This is a genomic window from Eubacterium sp. CAG:161 (genome assembly GCF_000432355.1).
Taxonomy (GTDB): domain Bacteria; phylum Bacillota; class Clostridia; order Lachnospirales; family Lachnospiraceae; genus Eubacterium_G; species Eubacterium_G segne.
The window spans coordinates 24,837-44,083 of the sequence record NZ_HF991835.1 but is presented as its reverse complement, the minus strand read 5'-3'; the positions used below and the strand labels follow the sequence as shown (position 1 = coordinate 44,083).

Here is a 19,247-nt window from a genome sequence, read left to right as displayed (position 1 = left end):
TGCTCCTTAACAACATATACATTTTCAAATCCTAATTCCTTAAGAACTCTTCTTACCGGAATATTTCCTGTTCCGTGAAGTGGAGTGTAAACAATCTTAATATCCTTCTGCATTGCATCAATGGCATCCTGATGTTTAACCTGTGACTTAAGAGCTGCTATGTACTTGTCATCTACTTCTTTTCCAATCTGAACATAGAGGCCTTCCTTAACTGCTTCATCCTTATCCATTGTCTTTACAAGGCTGTAATCACTAATGGCTGAAACAGCATCCATAATACCTGTGTCGTGAGGTGGTGTAATCTGTGCTCCATCCTCCCAGTAAACTTTATATCCATTGTATTCTGCCGGGTTATGGCTGGCAGTAACATTAATACCTGCTATACATCCTAATTCCCTAACTGCAAATGAAAGCTCCGGTGTAGGTCTTAATGAATCAAATACATAAGCCTTTATTCCGTTTGCATTAAGGCAAAGTGCAGCTTCATCTGCAAATTCCGGTGACATATGTCTTGAATCAAAAGCAATTGCAACACCTTTGTCCTGACCATTCATCTTTATAATATAATTTGCAAGCCCCTGTGTAGCCTTTCTTACAGTGTAAATATTCATTCTGTTAGTTCCAGCGCCTATAACTCCTCTAAGTCCTGCTGTACCAAATTCAAGTTCAGTGTAAAATCTGTCTTCGATTTCCTTTTCATCACCTTCAATTGCCTTTAATTCAGCTTTTGTTCCCTCGTCAAAGTATGGACTTTCCAGCCAGTTATTATATAACTCTCTGTAACTCATAGTAAACCTCCATTAAATTTATGCTATAAGTATTTTAATACAAACTAACCCCAAATAAAAGACCAAATATATTTTTTTACATATTTTCTATAAATTTGTGTCTTAGGTTTTCCTGTTTTAGAAATTGTGTCAGTTTTTCCTCGTTTTTCTCCGAATACCACGCCTTGTTAGAGTTGTAATAGTAATTAATTATTTTCCAAAACTTTTCCGGATAACTTAGCATGATTTTAAGGATGGTATATTCTTCACTATTTAATGGATTAATTTTGTTATATTCTTCCATGATTTTGTTTCCCAGAGAGATGTTCCAGTTGTTCTTTTCCATTACCTTTCTAAGCCAGTCGTATAAATCCTGAAGCTGAGGTGCGTAATTAATTTTTGACATGTTCACCATAATTATTCCTTCCCCATCAAATAAAATATTATGGTGGTTGTAGCACCCGTGATTTATTGTCTTCATTAAAACTGCCTCTTCAAACCTTGAGGCATAGGTGGATTTTAATAAGTTTTCCGTAGCAATAACAGCCTGTTTTTTGTACTCATCCATTATATCCTGTAGGGACATTTCAAAGAAATTCTTGTTTTTCCTCTTCTTTATGTAATTTTTTATGGTAGTAATTTCCCTGTTGTGCCTTTCAAAAACCTTTTCCATGTTTTTTCCCGGATGAAATGCCCTGACATCCTTTAATAGTTCCCTGTTATCCCTTAATATGTTATGAAAGGCTGCCAGTTTTTTTGTTCCTGCTAATATGCTACCTTCATTATTTACATTACATTCCTCTGCATTAAACCATTTTTTTAATATATATGTATAGCCGTCCTCGCTAATGGTAACATAATTTCCCTCATTATTTTCTATTACACAATCACATATAAAACCCTTGTCTTCCATATAGTTGTACAAAATTTTCATTGCCGCCATTTTTTCATTGCTGTTATTGTATTCCTGAAGAATATATTTTTCCTTTTCCACATTACACCCGTAATTTCCCTTTATTCTGTAGGTACTATTTATTTTAAGGTTGTATTGGTCAAATACCGTCAATGCTTTTTCATTCATAAAAAACCTCCTCTTTAAATGGGTAACGTCCCTCCCTATGGTGGAGAACCGGTCATTTAAAGATATGAGGTTTTCTTACTTATTAGAACATTTTTGACGCAATATTAAGGAGTGTTTCTCTTTCATTTAACTGAGGATTGTCTAACACCTTTGCCAAAAGTTCATCTAACACTGTTCCTATTATTTCTCCCTTAGGGCAGCCTATTTCAATCAGGTCTTTTCCTGACACAGCCATCTCTGCCTTACATGTACATATGTTATTGTCCATAATGTATTTAAACTGCTGACAGGTATAAAGATATTTATCAAATCCCTTTTTTCTTCCGTAATCGCTTTTTCCCTGAAAATCTGCATATGCCAGTTGGAGATACTGTTCATAAATATCCTTCCCGATTTTATGAACGCTCCATCTTACGGAAGCAGGACTCATTTCCCCGGAAGCAGTTCTGTCATCGTGACATTCAACTAAACGGGTAACAAGCTTTATGGTTTTATTATCCATTTTCAGCCTTTTCATAATTTCAGGTACCATAAGGCTTCCCACCTTGGCATGACCATAAAAATGAACCAGGTTATTATCCTTTTTGTCCATTGTCATGGAATCAGGTTTTCCCACATCATGTAAAAGTGCCGCCCATCTCATAACCTTTGTGTCAGGGACATTTTCCATTACCTTAATGGTATGTTCCCCTACGTTGTACATATGATATGGTGTGTTTTGAGGGCATTCCATCATTCTGTCAAATTCCGGCAAAACCACTTTGGTAATTCCTGCTTTATAGGCTGTAATCAGCTTATCAGGGTGATTAGAAGTAATTAGTTTTTCTAATTCTACCCGGATTCTTTCTGCACTGATATTTTTTAAAGTATCTGACAAATCCTTAGCTGCTGCTAAAGTCTTATCTTCTATATCAAATCCCAGTTGGGCTGAAAATCTTACGGCACGTAAAATTCTAAGGGCATCTTCACCAAATCTCTCTTCTGCCACCCCTACACACTTTATAATCTTTTTTTCTATGTCTCCTATTCCGTCAAAGGCATCCACCAGCCCTACTGTGGGATTATATGCCATGGCATTAATTGTGAAATCTCTTCTTTTTAAATCCTCTATCAGATTAGAGGTAAATTCCACAGTGTCAGGATGTCTGCTGTCATTGTATTCGCCATCAATACGGTATGTGGTTACCTCATACCCCACTCTGCTCATCATTACCGTAACTGTTCCATGCTGTATTCCCGTATCAAGGGTTTTGTTAAATAACGCTTTTACCTGCTGAGGCAGAGCCGACGTTGTAATGTCCCAGTCCTGAGGCTGTCTGCCTAAAATAGTATCCCTTATACAACCACCAACTGCAAATGCCTCATAACCGTTTTTTTCCAAAATAGTTATTATCATTTTTACACTTTTTGGAATCTCTATATTAAAATCTTTTCTTACTTTATAATCATTCATTAATTTCTGTCCTTCTTTTATGTGATGTAAGTTTTAAAAGTATTAATTAAGTCTGTTTACAATGCCTTGTTCATTATATCGAGGGCTTTCTTTAACTTGTCCTCTGACACGGCAGAGTAGTTTATTATGAATTTATGATTAAACTCCTCTAATTTATTATAGCAATAATCTGAAACACCGGATATATTTATATTATTTTCCCGTAAAACTGCCTTAAAGCTTTCGTCATCTATGTCCTTTTTGATTCCCAAAATAAAATGAAGTCCTGCATTTTCTTCTTCTATGGTAACCTTTTCATAAATATCCGACTGCTTTATGGCACCAATTATTTTGTTTCTGTATTCCCTATAATAATTTCTCATTCTGTTAATGTGCCTCTCGTAGTAACCCTTGGAAATAAAATTTGCCAGTGTGTACTGCTCAAATCCCGACACCGTTCCGGAATAAAATCCCAATTTTTTATGATACAAATCCATTAATTCATCCGGCAGTACCATATAGGCAATTCTAATGGAAGGAGCCAGAGTTTTTGAAAAAGTATTCATATATATAACTCTTGTACTATCCATTCCCACCATGGTTGGTATTGGCTTTCCCGAAAATCTGAATTCACTGTCATAATCATCTTCAATAATCAAGCCATTATTTTCCTTTGCCCATTTTAAAAGCATTTGTCTTCTTTGTACCGGCATAACCCTTCCTGTTGGAAAGTGATGTGAAGGCGAAATATGGACTGCTCCTGCACCGCTTCCTGTTAAATTCTCAGGATTTATTCCCATATTATCAATTTTTAAGTGGAGACATTTAACTCCGTTACTTTCATAAACCTTTCCGATTTTTTTATATCCCGGATCCTCTAAGGCAATAACCGTGTTGCGACCTAAAAGCTGAACAATAATGCTGTAAAGGTATTCCGTTCCCGCACCTACAATAACATTGTCAGGGTTAATTTCCATTCCTCTAAAATGTGCCAAATGGTCTGCAATGGCATTTCTAAGTTCTGCCACCCCATTAGGAACAGGACTTGTAAGGAAGAAATTTTCCTGGTCTAAAAGGGTCTGCCTCATTATTCTTGACCATGTTGCAAAGGGAAAGTTATCGTACATTATATGATTAGAGTTAAAATTAACCAGCCACTGTTTTTTATGTTCTACGCTTCTTGCCATATTTTTCTTTTTAATATTTTCACCCAGATAATCACCACTTATTCTGCTGGCATAATATCCACGTTTTTCTTTTGTGAAAATATATCCCTCCACAATAAGCTGGGCATAGGCATTTTCCACAGTTATAACACTTATGTTGTGATTTTTTGCCATTTCTCTTTTAGAGGGAAGTTTCTCCCCTGCCTTAATTTTTCCTGACAAAATATCATCCTTTATGCATTTATACAAATATTCGTACAGAGACATTTTCCCTCTGTTTTCAAAATCATAGGTAAGCATTGTTCCCCCCTGTTTTATAATGAAATTTGAGTTATTCTAATTTTTCATCATATTAATAATTGCATTTTTAACATTCTGGTATTAAAAAAAAATCATAATATGATATTAACAACAAGACCATTACTGGATTATACTTGAAAAATATGTAATTGTAAATATACGGATTCTTAATTGCCGCTGACCGCAGGGAGGGGGCAATTAAAAATACAAGGAGATTTTTTATGAAACGAGTAATGAGTATTCAGGACATTTCCTGCCTTGGAAAATGTTCTCTTACTGTAGCACTGCCTATAATATCTGCCATGGGTATTGAAACCGCCATTGTACCTATTGCGGTGTTATCTACCCATACTAATTTTGATAATTTTACCTTTAGGGATTTATCTGATGATTTAATTCCAATTAAAAATCACTGGTTAAAAGAAGGTTTTAAATTTGATGCCATTTACACAGGTTATCTTGGTTCAAAGGAACAGGTGGATATTGTATCGGAATATTTTGATGCCTTTAAAACTAAAGACAACTATATAATTGTTGACCCTGCCATGGCTGACAATGGTGAAATGTATTCAGGCTTTACTCCTGATTTTGCACTTAAAATGACTGCACTTTGCAGCAAGGCTGATATTATTCTCCCAAACATTACCGAAGCAAGCCTTATTCTTGGAGCCAAATATCCGGGAGAGGACGCTGATGTGGATACCATTAAGTCAATGCTTCTACAATTATCCAAGCTGGGTTCAAAAAATGTTGTTATTACGGGAGTTAAAACTAATCCCGGACAGTTAGGTTTTGTGGGTTATAATTCTAATGAAGACAGCTTCTTTTGCTACTCTACAAAGGAAGTTCCAATTAAATCCCACGGAACAGGAGATGTTTTTGCCAGCACCTTCACCGGTGCATTAATGAACGGCTACTCTATATTTGGAGCTTTAAAAATTGCTGCGGATTTCACTTACAAGTGTATACAAAATAACTATAACGACAAGGATTCCGTGGATTACGGAGTGAATTTTGAGGCAGAAATTCCTTCGCTACTTAGAATGATTGGAAAATAATGTGCAATATTAATTAAAAATGTCGCAAGGCAATACACTTTTTAGTGTATAATCTTGCGACATTTTTACTGTCTGTTATTCACATTAAACTAACTTTGCCAGTTCCTCTGCCTTATCAGTCTTTTCCCAAGGTAAGTCTAAATCATTTCTTCCAAAATGACCATATGCAGCTGTCTGCTTGTAAATAGGTCTGCGAAGGTCTAACATCTTTATGATACCTGCAGGTCTTAAATCAAACTTATCACGAATGATTTCCACTAATTTTTCATCTGAAACCTTTCCTGTTCCAAATGTATCTACCATTACTGATGTAGGATGTGCAACACCAATGGCGTATGATAACTGAATTTCACATTTATCTGCTAATCCTGCTGCCACAATATTTTTTGCAACATATCTTGCTGCATAAGCAGCTGAACGGTCAACCTTTGTACAATCCTTTCCTGAGAAAGCACCACCACCGTGTCTTGCGTATCCACCATAAGTATCAACAATTATTTTACGTCCTGTAAGTCCGCTATCGCCATTTGGTCCGCCTATAACAAAACGTCCTGTTGGATTTATAAAGAATTTTGTATTTTCGTCTACCATATCCTGTGGAAGAATTTCATCAAATACATATTTCTTAATATCTTCATGTATCTGCTCCTGGGTAACTTCCGGATCATGCTGAGTCGATAAAACTACCGCATCTAATCTAAATGGCTTTCCATTTTCATCATATTCTACTGTAACCTGTGTTTTTCCATCAGGTCTTAAGTATGGAAGTGTTCCGTTTTTTCTGACCTCCGTCAGTTTTCTTGCTAACTTATGAGCCAATGAAATAGGATATGGCATTAACTCCTCTGTTTCGTTAGTAGCATATCCAAACATCATTCCCTGGTCACCGGCACCAATTGCATCAATATCCTCATCCGACATTTTGTTTTCCTTAGCTTCAAGAGCCTTATCAACTCCTAATGCAATATCTGCTGACTGTTCATCTAATGCTGTTATAACTCCGCATGTGTCACAGTCAAATCCGTATTTAGCCCTGTCATAACCGATTTCCCTGATAGTATTTCTTACTATTTTTTGTATATCAACATATCCCTTTGTAGTTATTTCACCCATAACCAACACAAGACCTGTTGTAATACTTGTTTCACAGGCTACACGGCTCATAGGGTCCTGACGCATTAATTCATCTAATATGGCATCAGATATCTGGTCACACATTTTGTCAGGATGACCTTCAGTTACTGATTCAGATGTAAACAATCTTTTTTCCATTTACTTCTCCTTTTCTTTGTTTTAAATGCTTTAACTATAGTATCTTACAAATATTTATTTTCTACTTGTGAGAATTTATTTTTCTTTAAACCTTATTTTTATAAAAGAAAAAGTCCACTAAACAGTGGACTTGAATTCAAGGTATCAAATCCTCTTATTGATCAAACTTGTGTCTGCTCAGGTTGGCACCTTCCTGACAAATGTCGGGGTTGCCGTGGCTTCTTCGGTCCTTGTACCTCCACCACTCTGAATAAGAGAAAATATTTATTTGCAATGGTTATATTACTATTATAGCATACATATGTCAAGGAATAAATCCCAAAAACATTAATCTCTGCTGTTTCTAAATTGTACCGGTGTCATTCCGTACTTTTTCTTAAAAAGGCGGTTAAAATGTTCAACATTCTGGTATCCTACTTTTTCTGCAATAGATTCAACAGTCATGTTTCCACCCTTTAAAAGAGTTCTTGCCTTTTTCATTCTGACATTTTTAACTAACTCTCCAAAGGTCTTTCCTGACTTATCCTTAATGTACTTTGATAAATAAGGTTTTGAAAGATGGAACTGATCTGCTAATTCATCTAAAGAAACCGTTAAATAATTTGTATTAATATAATTAATTATTTCAGTCAGTCTCTCGTCCTGGCAGTCTTTTTCACCTAATTCCTTAATAACCTGATTTACGGCTACTGTTAATGCATGGATTGATGATTTAATAATATCCTCGTCTAATCCTACGCCCCAATGCATAGCTCCGTTATAGCTTATTCCTACATAAGAAACAGCCTTTGAAGAAGAACCTCTTGATAATGAATGTTCCTCGTATACTGAAAGTTCGTAGCTAATATTAAAATACTGCTTAAATGCATTACTTACAGCATCTAATCTACCGTTACCTGTACTCTTAACAATTCTTACCCCGTCATTTTGTGCAATGGTAACTTCTGCCATAATGCCGTTTTTCTGCTGGAAATGTACTTCCGGAACAGAGAAAGCTCCTACATCATTTATGTATTTATCTTCAAATATCTGATATACCCAGTCAGGTGATAATTCCTTATGCTCCTTATCTGAAACATGCTTAACTGTATATCCCACTTCTTCTTTCATCTTATCCGGCAAATCCAGTCCGAAGTTCTGCTTCAAAATGTAGCTTACGCCACCTTTTCCTGACTGGCTGTTAATTCTAATAACATCAGAATCATATGTTCTTCCAATATCCACAGGATCAATAGGAATATATGGAACAGTCCACTCATCAGTTTTGCCTGCTGTCCTGCACGCCATACCCTTGGCAATGGCATCCTGATGTGAACCTGAAAAAGCAGTAAATACTAAATCTCCTGCGTATGGCTGACGTGGACCTACCTTCATTCTTGTAAGTCTCTCGTAAACCTTGCTTATTTCATTTAAATTGCTAAAGTCAAGCTTTGGATCAACACCATGAGATAACATATTCATGGCAAGAGTAACTATATCAACATTACCTGTTCTCTCACCGTTTCCAAACAATGTACCTTCAATTCTATCTGCTCCTGCTAATACACTAAGTTCAGCTGTTGCCACACCGCATCCTCTGTCGTTATGTGGATGAACTGATATTGTTACTGCATCACGATATTTTAAATTCTTATGCATATATTCAATCTGGGTTGCAAATACATGCGGCATTGCATTTTCCACTGTAGACGGAAGATTAATAATAACCTTGTTATCCTTTGTTGGTTTCCACACATCTAATACTGCATTACATACGTCTAATGCATAATCCATTTCTGTTCCTGAGAAACTTTCAGGGCTATATTCAAATGAGAAGTTGCCGTCTACTTCCTTTGCTAATTCATCAAGAAGCTTTGCACCGTCTACGGCGATTTTCATTATTTCTTCCTTGCTCTTTTTGAAAACCTGTTCACGCTGTGCCACTGATGTGGAATTGTACAAATGAATAACTGCGTGCTTTGCACCCTTTACAGCTTCAAAAGTTTTCTTAATAATATGCTCTCTTGCCTGAGTTAAAACCTGAACTGTAACATCATCCGGTATCATGTTTCTTTCAATCAGGGCACGCATGAAATTGTACTCTGTTTCTGAAGCAGCCGGGAATCCCACTTCTATTTCCTTAAATCCGATATCCACAAGCATCTGGAAGAACTCCAGTTTTTCTTCGAGACTCATAGGCTCAATTAAAGCCTGATTTCCATCTCTAAGGTCAACACTACACCATATAGGTGCCTTTTCAATGTACTCCTTCTTTACCCAGTCTGTAGTTACTACAGGTGGCATAAAATACTGTCTCTTATACTTCTTGTAGTTCATCATGATAATTATCTCCTTTAATCTTGTTTTAAAAAATATCTATATAAAAGTTTCCAACTTTTAATGCAAAAAAATATCCCTGTGCTCCATCTGTAGGAAGCACAGAGACGTAAGCTTTACTTGCGCGGTACCACTCTGTTTCATGTAATAAATACACACTCTCATAGGATGCATTCACATCCCTTCCTTTTAACGGTGGATTTCCGTCCTGACCTACTTGACGTTTTCAGCCGGAAGCTCCGGGGCGAGTTCATTAACCTGCATCTGATGTCTCGCACCTTCCGACATCTCTCTTGGTACAGCTCATTAATTACTATTCCTCTTCATAGCCTTTGCAATATTTTTAGGATGAACATATATTAACATATGCCTTTTCCTTTGTGTAGTGACAATATTAATCAGTTTTATTGATTTTTTTTATCATCCTACTTTTAATTTAAACTTCTGTTCTTCCCTTTCAGAATCTACTTTTGCGATAGTTGCTCCAAGTCCTGACAACTTTTCATCGAATCTTTCGTATCCTCTCTTAATGTATACAATATCATCTACCGTAGTAAATCCCTCAGCTGCAAGACCCGCAATAACCAATGCTGCTCCTGCCCTAAGATCAGTTGCCTTTACTTTAGCACCCTGAATACTTCCAACTCCGGTAATAATGGCTGTTCTGCCTTCTACCTTAGTTATGGCACCCATTCTGTTTAATTCTGCTACATACTTAAATCTGTTTTCAAAGATACTTTCCGTAACGGTACTTACCCCATTAGCCATAGTAAGCACTGCTGCCATCTGTGGCTGCATATCTGTAGGGAATCCGGGATAAGGAAGTGTCTTTATGTTAGCACATCTGATAAAATCACCGGCTTTAACCTTAACTGAATCATCATATTCTATAATTGTGCATCCCATTTCCATTAATTTAGATGAAATACACTCTAAATGCTTAGGAATAACATTCTTAATTAAAATCTCTCCACCTGTTGCAGCTGCCGCACACATAAATGTGCCTGCTTCAATCTGGTCCGGAATGGTAGAATACACTGTTCCGTGCAATTTCTCAACTCCGTTAATTCTAATCTTATCAGTTCCTGCACCTCTAATGTCGGCACCCATGCTGTTTAACATATTAGCCACGTCAACAATATGCGGTTCCTTTGCCGCATTTTCTATAATAGTCTTACCTTCTGCCATAACAGCTGCCAAAATTATGTTAATGGTAGCTCCAACTGAAGAAACATCAAAGAAAATATTGTTTCCTCTTAATACATCTGCATGTGCATTAAGCATTCCGTGATCCTGGATAACTGTAGCTCCTAATGCCCTGAATCCCTTAAGATGCTGGTCAATAGGTCTCTCTCCTATAACACAGCCTCCCGGAAGAGCCACCTCTGCCTTTCCAAACTTTCCAAGAAGGGCACCAAGAAGATAATAAGAAGCTCTTATTTTTCTCATCTGTTCTTCTTCCACAATACAGGAATTAATGGTTCCACCATTTATAATTACACAATGTCTGTCAACTCTGTTTATCTTTGCCCCAATTGTTTCTATTGCATCTATTAACTGATTGATGTCACTGACATCAGGAATATTTTCTAAAGTTACATCTTCATCGGTCATAATTGCTGCTGCAATCAAAGCCAATGCTGCATTTTTCGCCCCGCTTATATCAACTTCACCATAAAGTGGTGTTCCACCTTTAATAATATATTTTTCCATTATTCACCTCGGGTTTTATGTAAACTCCAAAAATTTACTCAAATAAATAACAGTGTGCCTTAATTCTTGTCAAAATCTGCTTTTTTCACCTATTGATATTTTTATGCACACTTTCATATATTATAACACAATCTCCTACTTTGTAAACAGCTAAAGGCTTTTTATAATTTTAGAATATGCACTAAGCGGGTAAAAGTTACCCACCGTTTCCGGACTTTACATAATTAACGGGATTAACTTTTTTTCCATTAATTATTACTTCAAAATGAAGATGAGGACCGGTACTGTCTCCTGTATTTCCACTTAATCCTATTACCTGTCCCCTTGAAACCTTCTGCCCCTTTTCCACCTTTAATTCCGACATATGGGCATATCTGGTTTCCACCAAATCTCCGTGATTAATTAAAACGTTGTAACCATAGCTTTCACTATAATACGCTAAGGTTACCCTTCCTTCCTTTGCCGCTTTTACCTTTGTTCCCACACATACTCCCCAGTCATGTCCTAAATGCCTTGAGCTTCTTGATATTGTATCCCCAAACTTTGAGGTGGTAATTCCTCCATTTACAGGCATAATAAAAGAAGCCTCAGAGCCTTTTGCCTTTTTCTTAATGGTTTTCTTTTTAGTTACAACTTTTTTTGCCATTTCAGCCTTATCTTTAGCTTCTTTTATTTTTATATTTTGCCCGGCAATGAAACTATAAGCATGTATTTCCATTGCCATCTGGGAAAAAATAATAACTATCATCATTTGTAAGGCAAGGGCTGATACCGCCCAAAACCATCTCTTCTGATTAAATAGATTATTAATAATTTTAATTTTTCATTTCCTCCAATTTTTCAACAATTTTGTTCACAGTTTTCTGTATTGTACTGTTGTGCTCATTTACTATTATATCCGCATATTTTTCATATAACGGTGTTCTTTCATTATATAAATCCTTAAGAGTCTGTCCTTCCTTTAAAACCACCCCACGTTTTTTAAGACTTCCCAGTCTCTTTGACAACTCATTAAGTTCTAATTCCAGATACACAATGGTTCCAATTTTTGCAAAATGTTCCATTGCCTCCTGACCGTAAACTGCACTTCCTCCGGTAGCTATTATCGCCTTTGTTGTGTTAAGGGATTTATTTACGTCATTTTCAATCTCCTTAAATTTCTCTGTACCTTCTTCAGCAATAATATCCTTAAGGAGGCATCCTGTTTTCTCCTGAATAACTAAATCAGAATCAATAAAGCTATAGCCTAATACCTTTGCCAGCACTACTCCTACAGTGCTTTTTCCAACTCCCGGCATACCTATCAATATAATGTTATCACTGCTTTTGCTCATATTTTTCAGCCTCCTGATTCTTATTTTCTCTTTTTGTTTTTTCTCACTGAGAATCCAAATCTTCCCAGTTTTTTTCCTACTCCGTAATACTGTCCGTGGGAATAAACCAGCGGTGCTGCCATTGCCAAATCAAACTTTCCTTTAGAATCCATATATTTTTCATCAGCATGAACGCATAAAACCTTTGCCAAAAACATGTCGTGAGTTCCCAGATGTGTAATTTCAAGAACCTCACATTCAATGTTTACCGGACTTTCCTTTATAAGAGGTGCCGCAACATATTTTGCCTCCTCCTTTGTAAGATTCATTGCCTTAAACTTGTCCTCGTCTCTCCCTGACTTTACGCCACAGTAATCTGTAGCCTTGGCAAGTTCCTCTGTAGTAAGATTTATAACAAACTGACCTGTGTGTTTTATCATATCATAAGAATGCCTTGAAGGTCTTACTGAAATGTACACCATAGCAGGATCCGAACATACCGTGCCTGTCCATGCTACTGTAAATACATTATCATTTCCTTCTCCGTCTGTAGCAGTAACTAAAACAGCCGGCAGGGGATACAACATATTTCCCGGTTTCCAAATATCTTTTGCCATGTAATTATCTCCTTTATTCCTTCTTAGTATTTTTGTTTAATAACTTTATATCCGTAAGTGAAATATCATCACCCTTTAAGGTATAGTTTAAAGTCATTTCACTTTTACATTTTCCGGATAGGGTATACACATAACTATTATACAATGTGGTCTTTGTAGATGCCATATAATTATAGCTATAAGTATATTTTAAAGTATAAACCTTTGTTTTGTCATTATACGTTATGGTATTCTTTAAATTATTTATATTAAAGTCAGATACCTTATAGTCTTCTATATTTTTAGTATCCGGCGGATATATTATATCCTGTGTCTTAGTAACAAGGTCCTTGACCTTACTTTTCAGCTTTTTATTATTAGGAAAGCATTTTATAAGGTTTGGATAGGATGGTTTTTTATCCCTTGCCGCCTTATAAAACAACTTAATGACTTTATCTCCTGACTGTTTTATTTTCCCGGAATATTCTTCACTGGCAGTGTAAGATTTTTTTGTCATATCAAGCGTTGTATCAGGTTTCTTTAAATCCACCTGACTGTTTACTGCATAATATTTGTTTGTAGCCACTACCTTGTAATCTCCCAAAAGAATACCCTTAAATTTATAAGTCAATTTACCATCCTTTTCTTCTACGGAAGCATTATCCTTTGTAATGGTTTTCCCGTTAATTTTCAATTGATTTCCACTGTTAATAACTACAGTAAAATTTTTTACAATCATGCTGTCGCAATTAACAGAGTATTCCGGTATAATATTCATTCCCTTTCTTATTTCATCAACATATATTTCAAAATATCTGTTTTCTTTTTTTGAGTCATCTATACATTTTACCCTGACTAACTTTTGTCCGTTCTTTTTCTCCGGGTCTAATATTTCGTAAGAATCAATTGTATACTGTAAGCGCATTTGCTTCATGGCTTCGATATATGTTTCTTTATTTATGTAAACCTCTTTTTCCTTTGTAAGGTAATCATACATTTTATTAAAATCACTGCTTACAAACGCTCTGAAATATCCTGCGGCAACATCTGTGGGATCTGACTCATGGTTTATATATGCCATTCCTGCTCCAATTCCCATGCAAACTGCTATAAATATTAATATGAAAAAAAGAGATACTACTCTTTCCCTTATTATCGATTTCTTCTTCATAAGTCTACTCCTGCATTAAAGTCTGTTTTATATATACGTGTACTTAAATGTTACCCATTATCCTTGATTTTTGCAAGGCTTTTATGTATCATTAACATAACATATGAAAGGATTCAGTCGGATAAAAAGTTTTCCGACTATTATATTGTTATGGATAAAAAAGCACAATTTAACGAGGCTCTTACTTCTCTTGTGGATTACGCAGCTACAAAAGGTAACGAAATCACTCAGGAAGATGTTAAGGTCTTTTTCAAGGATTTAATTGATGACGAAAGTCAGTACGGTTTTATTAACGACTATTTAAGCCTTAATAAAATAAAGGTTTTAGGATTTACACCAACGTCTTTTTTTGACACATTAAATGAAGATACCACAGAAAGCATAGCGGAGGATTCCCCTAATGAAGGCATTCCTGAAAAAGCTTCAAATTTTAAGGAGTCCCAAGAGGAAATCGCTTTCGTCAATATGTATATGTCAGATATGGAAAACATTGAACCTTTGTCTGACACAGAAAAGGTTGAATTAATAAATCAGTTACTTTCAGGTAATGCCGAAGCTTCAAAACGTTTAGTTGAAGGTAGTCTTTCATTAGTAGCAGAAATTGCCGGTAATTTTCGTGGCAAAGGGGTCTCCTTTGGCGACCTTATTCAGGAAGGAAATATTGGCATGATGCTGGCGGTATCAGATTATAACAGTAATTGCGGTGACTTTAATGAATTTATTACAAACCGTGTTACTGATGCCATAAAAAATACCATTAACGAACAGATTAATTCTGACCGCATAAGCCAGCATTTGGCTGACCAGCTTAATTTACTGGATAAAGTTACAAAGCAGTTAAGTGAAAAGCTTGGTCGTGTTCCTGAATTAGCTGAATTATCTGAAGCTATGGGTATTGACGAAGATGAGGTATCTCTTTTATTAAAAACATCCATTAACACTTTGTCAGTTAATCAGGATACCAAAATTGCAGAGGATACTTCCCAAACCGGAAATACTTCAGATTTAAACGACAATGATAATAATCAACCTCTTACATGGAGACATAGTAAGTAGTTTTTTTAGCTTAATAAGGCATAAAAGAGGCTGCGGCTTTGACTTATCAGGTCAAGACCACAGCCCTTTTTAATGAGATTAAGTAAAATATATATTTAAGAACAGAGTTCCAAAATATCTAACTGATATACAACTCTTTTCCTGTTTTTTATTTATCCTTGTAAGCTAATGCTTCCACACCAACTTCACCTGTACGAACTCTCATAACATCTTCTACATTTGTTACGAAAATCTTACCGTCGCCATAGTGTTCAGTATTAAGTGCCTTTCTTGCTGCTGCCACAACAAGTCCCGGATCAACTGTTGAAACTACTATGTCAACCTGTACTTTCTTATAAAGGTTCATTGTGGTTGGTACACCTCTGTATCTACCTGTCTTACCTTTCTCAGCTCCACATCCCATTACCTGAGATACTGTCATTCCCATTACTCCAATAGCATTCATTGTGTCACGAAGTACACCAAATCTTTCTTCCGGACATATAATGGAAATCTTTGTATATCTGCCTTCTTCTCTTTCGCCAAGAGCAAGAGCAACCGGTTTAACATCTGAAAGGTCAACTGAACCTTCGCTTTCTCCTGCATATGATGGTGCTGCCGGAAGGAAATCTGCGTAAGCTGATGCAAGGCCATGTTCTGAAATATCCATACCAATGATTTCTTCTTCTGGTTTAACTCTAAGTCCAATTGTATGTTTAATAATCTGGAATACAATTGTCATCATTATTGCTGCGTAAACATCAATTGCTACAATACCTAAAATCTGGATTCCTAAAAGTTTTGCTCCACCACCATAGAATAAACCTGCGTAGTAAGAACCATCTGCAAATGCATTAACTGTTTCTCCCCTACCTGTTGCAAATAAACCTACGGCAATTGTTCCCCAAACACCGTTTGCCCAGTGAACACCAACGGCACCAACCGGGTCATCAATGTGGAACTTTTTATCTAAAACTTCTACTACTACATCCACTAATATACCTGAAACTGCACCAATGATTAATGCTCCTACAGTATCAACTGAAGCACATCCTGCTGTAATTGCTACCAAACCTGCAAGGGATGCGTTAAGACACATACCAACATCAGGCTTTCCGTCTTTAATCCATGTAAATATCATACAAACTACTGTTGCTGTTGCCGGTGCAATTGTTGTATTCATAAAGATTGATGCTAAGCTGTCATTGTTTGTAGCTGCTGCACCGTTAAATCCATACCATCCAAACCAAAGAATGAAGCATCCTAATGCACCAAGAGTTATTGAGTGACCTGCAATGGCGTTTGATCTGATTTTACCATTAGATCTCTTTGTGTACTTGCCAATACGAGGTCCCACAATAATGGCTCCAACTAATGCCGCCATACCACCTACAGAGTGAATAACTGCTGAACCTGCGAAATCTACGAAATGTAACTGCTGTAACCATCCGTTGCCACCATAGTTCCAAACCCAGCCTGCTTCAATAGGATATACTATTAAGCTGATTGCTGCTGAATAAATACAGTAAGCACTGAACTTTGTTCTTTCAGCCATAGCACCTGAAACAATTGTAGCTGCTGTTGCACAGAATACTAACTGAAATACGAACTGTGACCAGTTAAATGTGTCATAATGGATAAAGATATCAAGATTTGGAATACCAATAATTCCCATTACATAATCCTCTGACATCATAAGCCCGAAACCTAATACTATGTACATTATAGTACCGATACAAAAGTCCATTAAGTTTTTCATAATAATGTTGCCGGCATTCTTTGCTCTTGTAAATCCTGTTTCAACCATTGCGAAGCCTGCCTGCATAAAGAATACCAGGCTGGCACCAATAAGGAACCAAATAGCAAAACTGCTGTCTGTTGCTGCTTTAATAATCTCTTCTGCTCCCATAACTAATTCCTCCATTCTTTTTTAGTCCTAAATAATATTTTTACCTGGAAAACATTTAAAGGGGATGTTTTCCCAGACGACACAATTACTGAATTTGCCATTGTGCTTTTCAATAATTATGTGCTCTCAGAAACGAAAAAGGGAGCTAGACCTTTACGTCTGCTCCCTTGCATTTCGTTCAACATGCATTAGTATAACATCATATTTTTTTATTTCAATGGATAAATCACTTTTGCTAATAAAAAAAAGTCCAAATTTAATTTTCTTAAATTCAGACTTTAATTTATTAATGTTAGGTTTTATTTCGTAAACTTTTTTCCGTTTTTTATAAACTTTATTAAAGATTACTGTATATTCTCCTTAATTTTATTATATATGCCTTCTCCATCCAGTCCAAACTCTTTTATAAGCTCTAAAGCCGGTCCTGAATGTCCAAACACGTCATTTACACCTATCTTAGTTACCTTTGTAGGGCATTTTGCGCTTAATGCATCACATACTGCACTTCCTAAACCACCAATTACGGAATGTTCTTCCACTGTAAACACATTCTTAGTCTTTTCAGCGGATTTTACAATTATATCTTCATCTAAAGGCTTAATTGTATGAATATTAATAACCTCGGCACTAATTCCCTCTGCTGCAAGTTTTTCTGCTGCTTCAAGGGCATAAGACACCATAAGACCGGTAGCAACAATTGTAATGTCACTTCCCTGACGCATTAATATGCCTTTTCCAATTTCAAATTTATAATTGTTTTCATCATTAATAACCGGTGCTGCAAGACGTCCAAATCTCATATATACAGGGCCTTCCATTTCATATGCTGCCTTTACTGCTGCACGGGCTTCCACATCATCACATGGATTTATAACTGTCATTCCCGGTATAACTCTCATAAGCGCAATATCTTCATTACACTGATGTGTGGCACCGTCTTCTCCTACAGAAATTCCTGCATGAGTTGCCCCGATTTTTACATTAAGGTGTGGATATCCTATAGTGTTTCTCACCTGCTCAAAAGCTCTTCCTGCTGCAAACATTGCAAATGTGCTGGCAAAAGGTACCTTTCCACAGGTAGATAATCCTGCTGCTATTCCCATCATATTAGCTTCTGCAATACCGCAGTCAATATGTCTATCAGGAAACTCTTTCTTAAAAATGGCAGTTTTTGTAGCTGCTGCAAGATCCGCATCAAGTACCACAATATCGTCATGTTCCTTTGCAAGCTCTACAAGTGCTTTACCATAGCTTTCTCTTGTTGCTATCTTCTTTACTTCTGACATAATGCTTCACCTGCTTTCTCTAATTCTTCCATTGCCACGGCAAACTGTTCATCATTAGGTGCTGCGCCATGCCAATTTACCTGATTTTCCATAAACGAAACCCCTTTTCCCTTTACGGTATTCATAATAATGGCTGTAGGCTGTCCCTTTGTATTTTTTGCCTCATTAAGGGCATTTCTTATTTCATCAAAATCATGTCCGTTAATTACAATAACATGAAAATTAAATGCTTCAAACTTCTTATCAATAGGGTATGGTGAACATACTTCTCCCACTGTTCCGTCAATCTGAAGATTATTGTTATCTACTATTACCACAAGATTGTCTAACTTTCTGTGTCCGGCAAACATTGCTGCCTCCCAAACCTGTCCTTCTTCTATTTCACCATCACCTAATAATGTGTATACTCTGTAATCCTTATGATCCATTTTGCCTGCCAATGCCATACCTACTGCTGTAGATACTCCCTGACCTAATGAACCTGATGACATATCAACTCCCGGAGTATGCTTCATATCAGGATGTCCCTGCAAATATGAATCCGGCTTACGAAGTGTCACAATATCTTCTTTTGGAATAAATCCTTTTTCAGCAAGTACTCCATATAAAACAGGTGCTGCATGTCCCTTTGATAAAACAAATCTGTCTCTGTTAGGATTTTTTGGATTTTTGGCATCAACATTCATTTCCTCATAATACAGGAAAGTTACCATGTCAGCAGCTGATAAAGAGCCACCCGGATGTCCTGATTTTGCACTGTGAAGACCTGTAACAATGTTTTTCCTTACTTCGTTAGCAATCTTTTTTAACTGTAAATTTTCCATTGTTTCTT

General features: G+C 36.5%; 15 protein-coding genes, 1 pseudogene, 1 riboswitch and 1 other annotated feature. Of the genes and pseudogenes, 2 read left to right on the top strand and 14 right to left on the bottom strand.

The genetic code is table 11. From position 1 onward, the window contains the following. The 4 genes and pseudogenes from Q5O30_RS00490 to Q5O30_RS00475 all read right to left on the bottom strand — a co-directional run. A pseudogene (locus Q5O30_RS00490) lies at positions 1–788 on the bottom strand (phospho-sugar mutase); the annotation flags it as partial. A gap of 76 nt (positions 789–864) precedes the next feature. Then, the gene (locus Q5O30_RS00485) at positions 865–1,848 is read right to left on the bottom strand and encodes a spore coat protein CotS family (RefSeq protein WP_021951812.1); all 984 of its coding nucleotides are present in this window, start codon (positions 1,846–1,848) and stop codon (positions 865–867) included. An 82-nt stretch (positions 1,849–1,930) separates the two neighbouring features. Next, positions 1,931–3,301, bottom strand: coding sequence for a CCA tRNA nucleotidyltransferase (locus Q5O30_RS00480; RefSeq protein ID WP_021951811.1), 1,371 nt, complete (start codon positions 3,299–3,301; stop codon positions 1,931–1,933). Between the two features lie 56 nt (positions 3,302–3,357). After that, positions 3,358–4,746: a PLP-dependent aminotransferase family protein gene (locus tag Q5O30_RS00475; RefSeq protein ID WP_021951810.1), complete on the bottom strand. Its 1,389-nt coding sequence runs from the start codon at positions 4,744–4,746 to the stop codon at positions 3,358–3,360. A gap of 221 nt (positions 4,747–4,967) precedes the next feature. Between Q5O30_RS00475 and Q5O30_RS00470 the strand changes: the two genes are divergently transcribed. Further along, positions 4,968–5,804, top strand: coding sequence for a pyridoxamine kinase (locus Q5O30_RS00470; protein ID WP_021951809.1), 837 nt, complete (start codon positions 4,968–4,970; stop codon positions 5,802–5,804). A gap of 84 nt (positions 5,805–5,888) precedes the next feature. Here the strand turns inward: Q5O30_RS00470 and metK are convergent, their stop codons facing one another. From metK to Q5O30_RS00435, 7 genes are all read right to left on the bottom strand, one after another. Continuing rightward, a complete protein-coding gene (gene metK / locus Q5O30_RS00465; protein WP_021951808.1) occupies positions 5,889–7,076 on the bottom strand; it encodes a methionine adenosyltransferase in 1,188 nt (395 codons plus the stop codon). A 151-nt stretch (positions 7,077–7,227) separates the two neighbouring features. After that, a riboswitch (SAM riboswitch) is annotated at positions 7,228–7,333 on the bottom strand. Between the two features lie 70 nt (positions 7,334–7,403). After that, entirely contained in the window at positions 7,404–9,395 is a 1,992-nt protein-coding gene (locus Q5O30_RS00460) for a 2-isopropylmalate synthase (protein WP_021951807.1), read from the bottom strand. 97 nt (positions 9,396–9,492) lie between these two features. After that, positions 9,493–9,728 (bottom strand) — a binding site (T-box leader). A gap of 84 nt (positions 9,729–9,812) precedes the next feature. Further along, positions 9,813–11,105, bottom strand: a complete 1,293-nt coding sequence (locus tag Q5O30_RS00455) for a UDP-N-acetylglucosamine 1-carboxyvinyltransferase (protein ID WP_021951806.1) — start codon at positions 11,103–11,105, stop codon at positions 9,813–9,815. A gap of 196 nt (positions 11,106–11,301) precedes the next feature. Beyond that, complete coding sequence (locus Q5O30_RS00450; RefSeq protein WP_021951805.1) at positions 11,302–11,856, bottom strand: M23 family metallopeptidase; 555 nt, start codon at positions 11,854–11,856, stop codon at positions 11,302–11,304. 64 nt (positions 11,857–11,920) lie between these two features. Next, positions 11,921–12,439, bottom strand: a complete 519-nt coding sequence (locus tag Q5O30_RS00445) for a shikimate kinase (protein WP_021951804.1) — start codon at positions 12,437–12,439, stop codon at positions 11,921–11,923. Between the two features lie 20 nt (positions 12,440–12,459). Beyond that, positions 12,460–13,035 (bottom strand): flavin reductase family protein, encoded by a 576-nt coding sequence (locus Q5O30_RS00440; protein ID WP_021951803.1) that lies wholly within the window; start codon positions 13,033–13,035, stop codon positions 12,460–12,462. Positions 13,036–13,048: 13 nt separating this feature from the next. Next, on the bottom strand, positions 13,049–14,185 hold the full coding sequence (locus tag Q5O30_RS00435) for a hypothetical protein (RefSeq protein WP_021951802.1): 1,137 nt from the start codon (positions 14,183–14,185) through the stop codon (positions 13,049–13,051). A 150-nt stretch (positions 14,186–14,335) separates the two neighbouring features. Between Q5O30_RS00435 and Q5O30_RS00430 the strand changes: the two genes are divergently transcribed. Next, the gene (locus Q5O30_RS00430; RefSeq protein ID WP_021951801.1) at positions 14,336–15,241 is read left to right on the top strand and encodes a sigma-70 domain-containing protein; all 906 of its coding nucleotides are present in this window, start codon (positions 14,336–14,338) and stop codon (positions 15,239–15,241) included. 148 nt (positions 15,242–15,389) lie between these two features. Here the strand turns inward: Q5O30_RS00430 and Q5O30_RS00425 are convergent, their stop codons facing one another. The 3 genes from Q5O30_RS00425 to Q5O30_RS00415 form a co-directional block, all read right to left on the bottom strand. Further along, the gene (locus Q5O30_RS00425; protein WP_021951800.1) at positions 15,390–17,129 is read right to left on the bottom strand and encodes an ammonium transporter; all 1,740 of its coding nucleotides are present in this window, start codon (positions 17,127–17,129) and stop codon (positions 15,390–15,392) included. A 344-nt stretch (positions 17,130–17,473) separates the two neighbouring features. Then, the gene (locus Q5O30_RS00420) at positions 17,474–18,415 is read right to left on the bottom strand and encodes a transketolase family protein (RefSeq protein ID WP_021951799.1); all 942 of its coding nucleotides are present in this window, start codon (positions 18,413–18,415) and stop codon (positions 17,474–17,476) included. Next, positions 18,403–19,239, bottom strand: coding sequence for a transketolase (locus Q5O30_RS00415; protein ID WP_021951798.1), 837 nt, complete (start codon positions 19,237–19,239; stop codon positions 18,403–18,405). Before Q5O30_RS00415 ends, Q5O30_RS00420 begins: the two co-directional genes overlap by 13 nt. Positions 19,240–19,247: the final 8 nt, after the last annotated feature.

What these genes read in the sequence shown, in the direction of transcription:
- Q5O30_RS00485 (WP_021951812.1), bottom strand. Translation starts at nt 1,848, where the DNA reads ATGAATGAAAAAGCATTGACGGTATTTGACCAATACAACCTTAAAATA.
- Q5O30_RS00480 (WP_021951811.1), bottom strand. Translation starts at nt 3,301, where the DNA reads ATGAATGATTATAAAGTAAGAAAAGATTTTAATATAGAGATTCCAAAA.
- Q5O30_RS00475 (WP_021951810.1), bottom strand. Translation starts at nt 4,746, where the DNA reads ATGCTTACCTATGATTTTGAAAACAGAGGGAAAATGTCTCTGTACGAA.
- Q5O30_RS00470 (WP_021951809.1), top strand. Translation starts at nt 4,968, where the DNA reads ATGAAACGAGTAATGAGTATTCAGGACATTTCCTGCCTTGGAAAATGT.
- metK (WP_021951808.1), bottom strand. Translation starts at nt 7,076, where the DNA reads ATGGAAAAAAGATTGTTTACATCTGAATCAGTAACTGAAGGTCATCCT.
- Q5O30_RS00460 (WP_021951807.1), bottom strand. Translation starts at nt 9,395, where the DNA reads ATGATGAACTACAAGAAGTATAAGAGACAGTATTTTATGCCACCTGTA.
- Q5O30_RS00455 (WP_021951806.1), bottom strand. Translation starts at nt 11,105, where the DNA reads ATGGAAAAATATATTATTAAAGGTGGAACACCACTTTATGGTGAAGTT.
- Q5O30_RS00450 (WP_021951805.1), bottom strand. Translation starts at nt 11,856, where the DNA reads ATGATGATAGTTATTATTTTTTCCCAGATGGCAATGGAAATACATGCT.
- Q5O30_RS00445 (WP_021951804.1), bottom strand. Translation starts at nt 12,439, where the DNA reads ATGAGCAAAAGCAGTGATAACATTATATTGATAGGTATGCCGGGAGTT.
- Q5O30_RS00440 (WP_021951803.1), bottom strand. Translation starts at nt 13,035, where the DNA reads ATGGCAAAAGATATTTGGAAACCGGGAAATATGTTGTATCCCCTGCCG.
- Q5O30_RS00435 (WP_021951802.1), bottom strand. Translation starts at nt 14,185, where the DNA reads ATGAAGAAGAAATCGATAATAAGGGAAAGAGTAGTATCTCTTTTTTTC.
- Q5O30_RS00430 (WP_021951801.1), top strand. Translation starts at nt 14,336, where the DNA reads ATGGATAAAAAAGCACAATTTAACGAGGCTCTTACTTCTCTTGTGGAT.
- Q5O30_RS00425 (WP_021951800.1), bottom strand. Translation starts at nt 17,129, where the DNA reads ATGGGAGCAGAAGAGATTATTAAAGCAGCAACAGACAGCAGTTTTGCT.
- Q5O30_RS00420 (WP_021951799.1), bottom strand. Translation starts at nt 18,415, where the DNA reads ATGTCAGAAGTAAAGAAGATAGCAACAAGAGAAAGCTATGGTAAAGCA.
- Q5O30_RS00415 (WP_021951798.1), bottom strand. Translation starts at nt 19,239, where the DNA reads ATGGAAAATTTACAGTTAAAAAAGATTGCTAACGAAGTAAGGAAAAAC.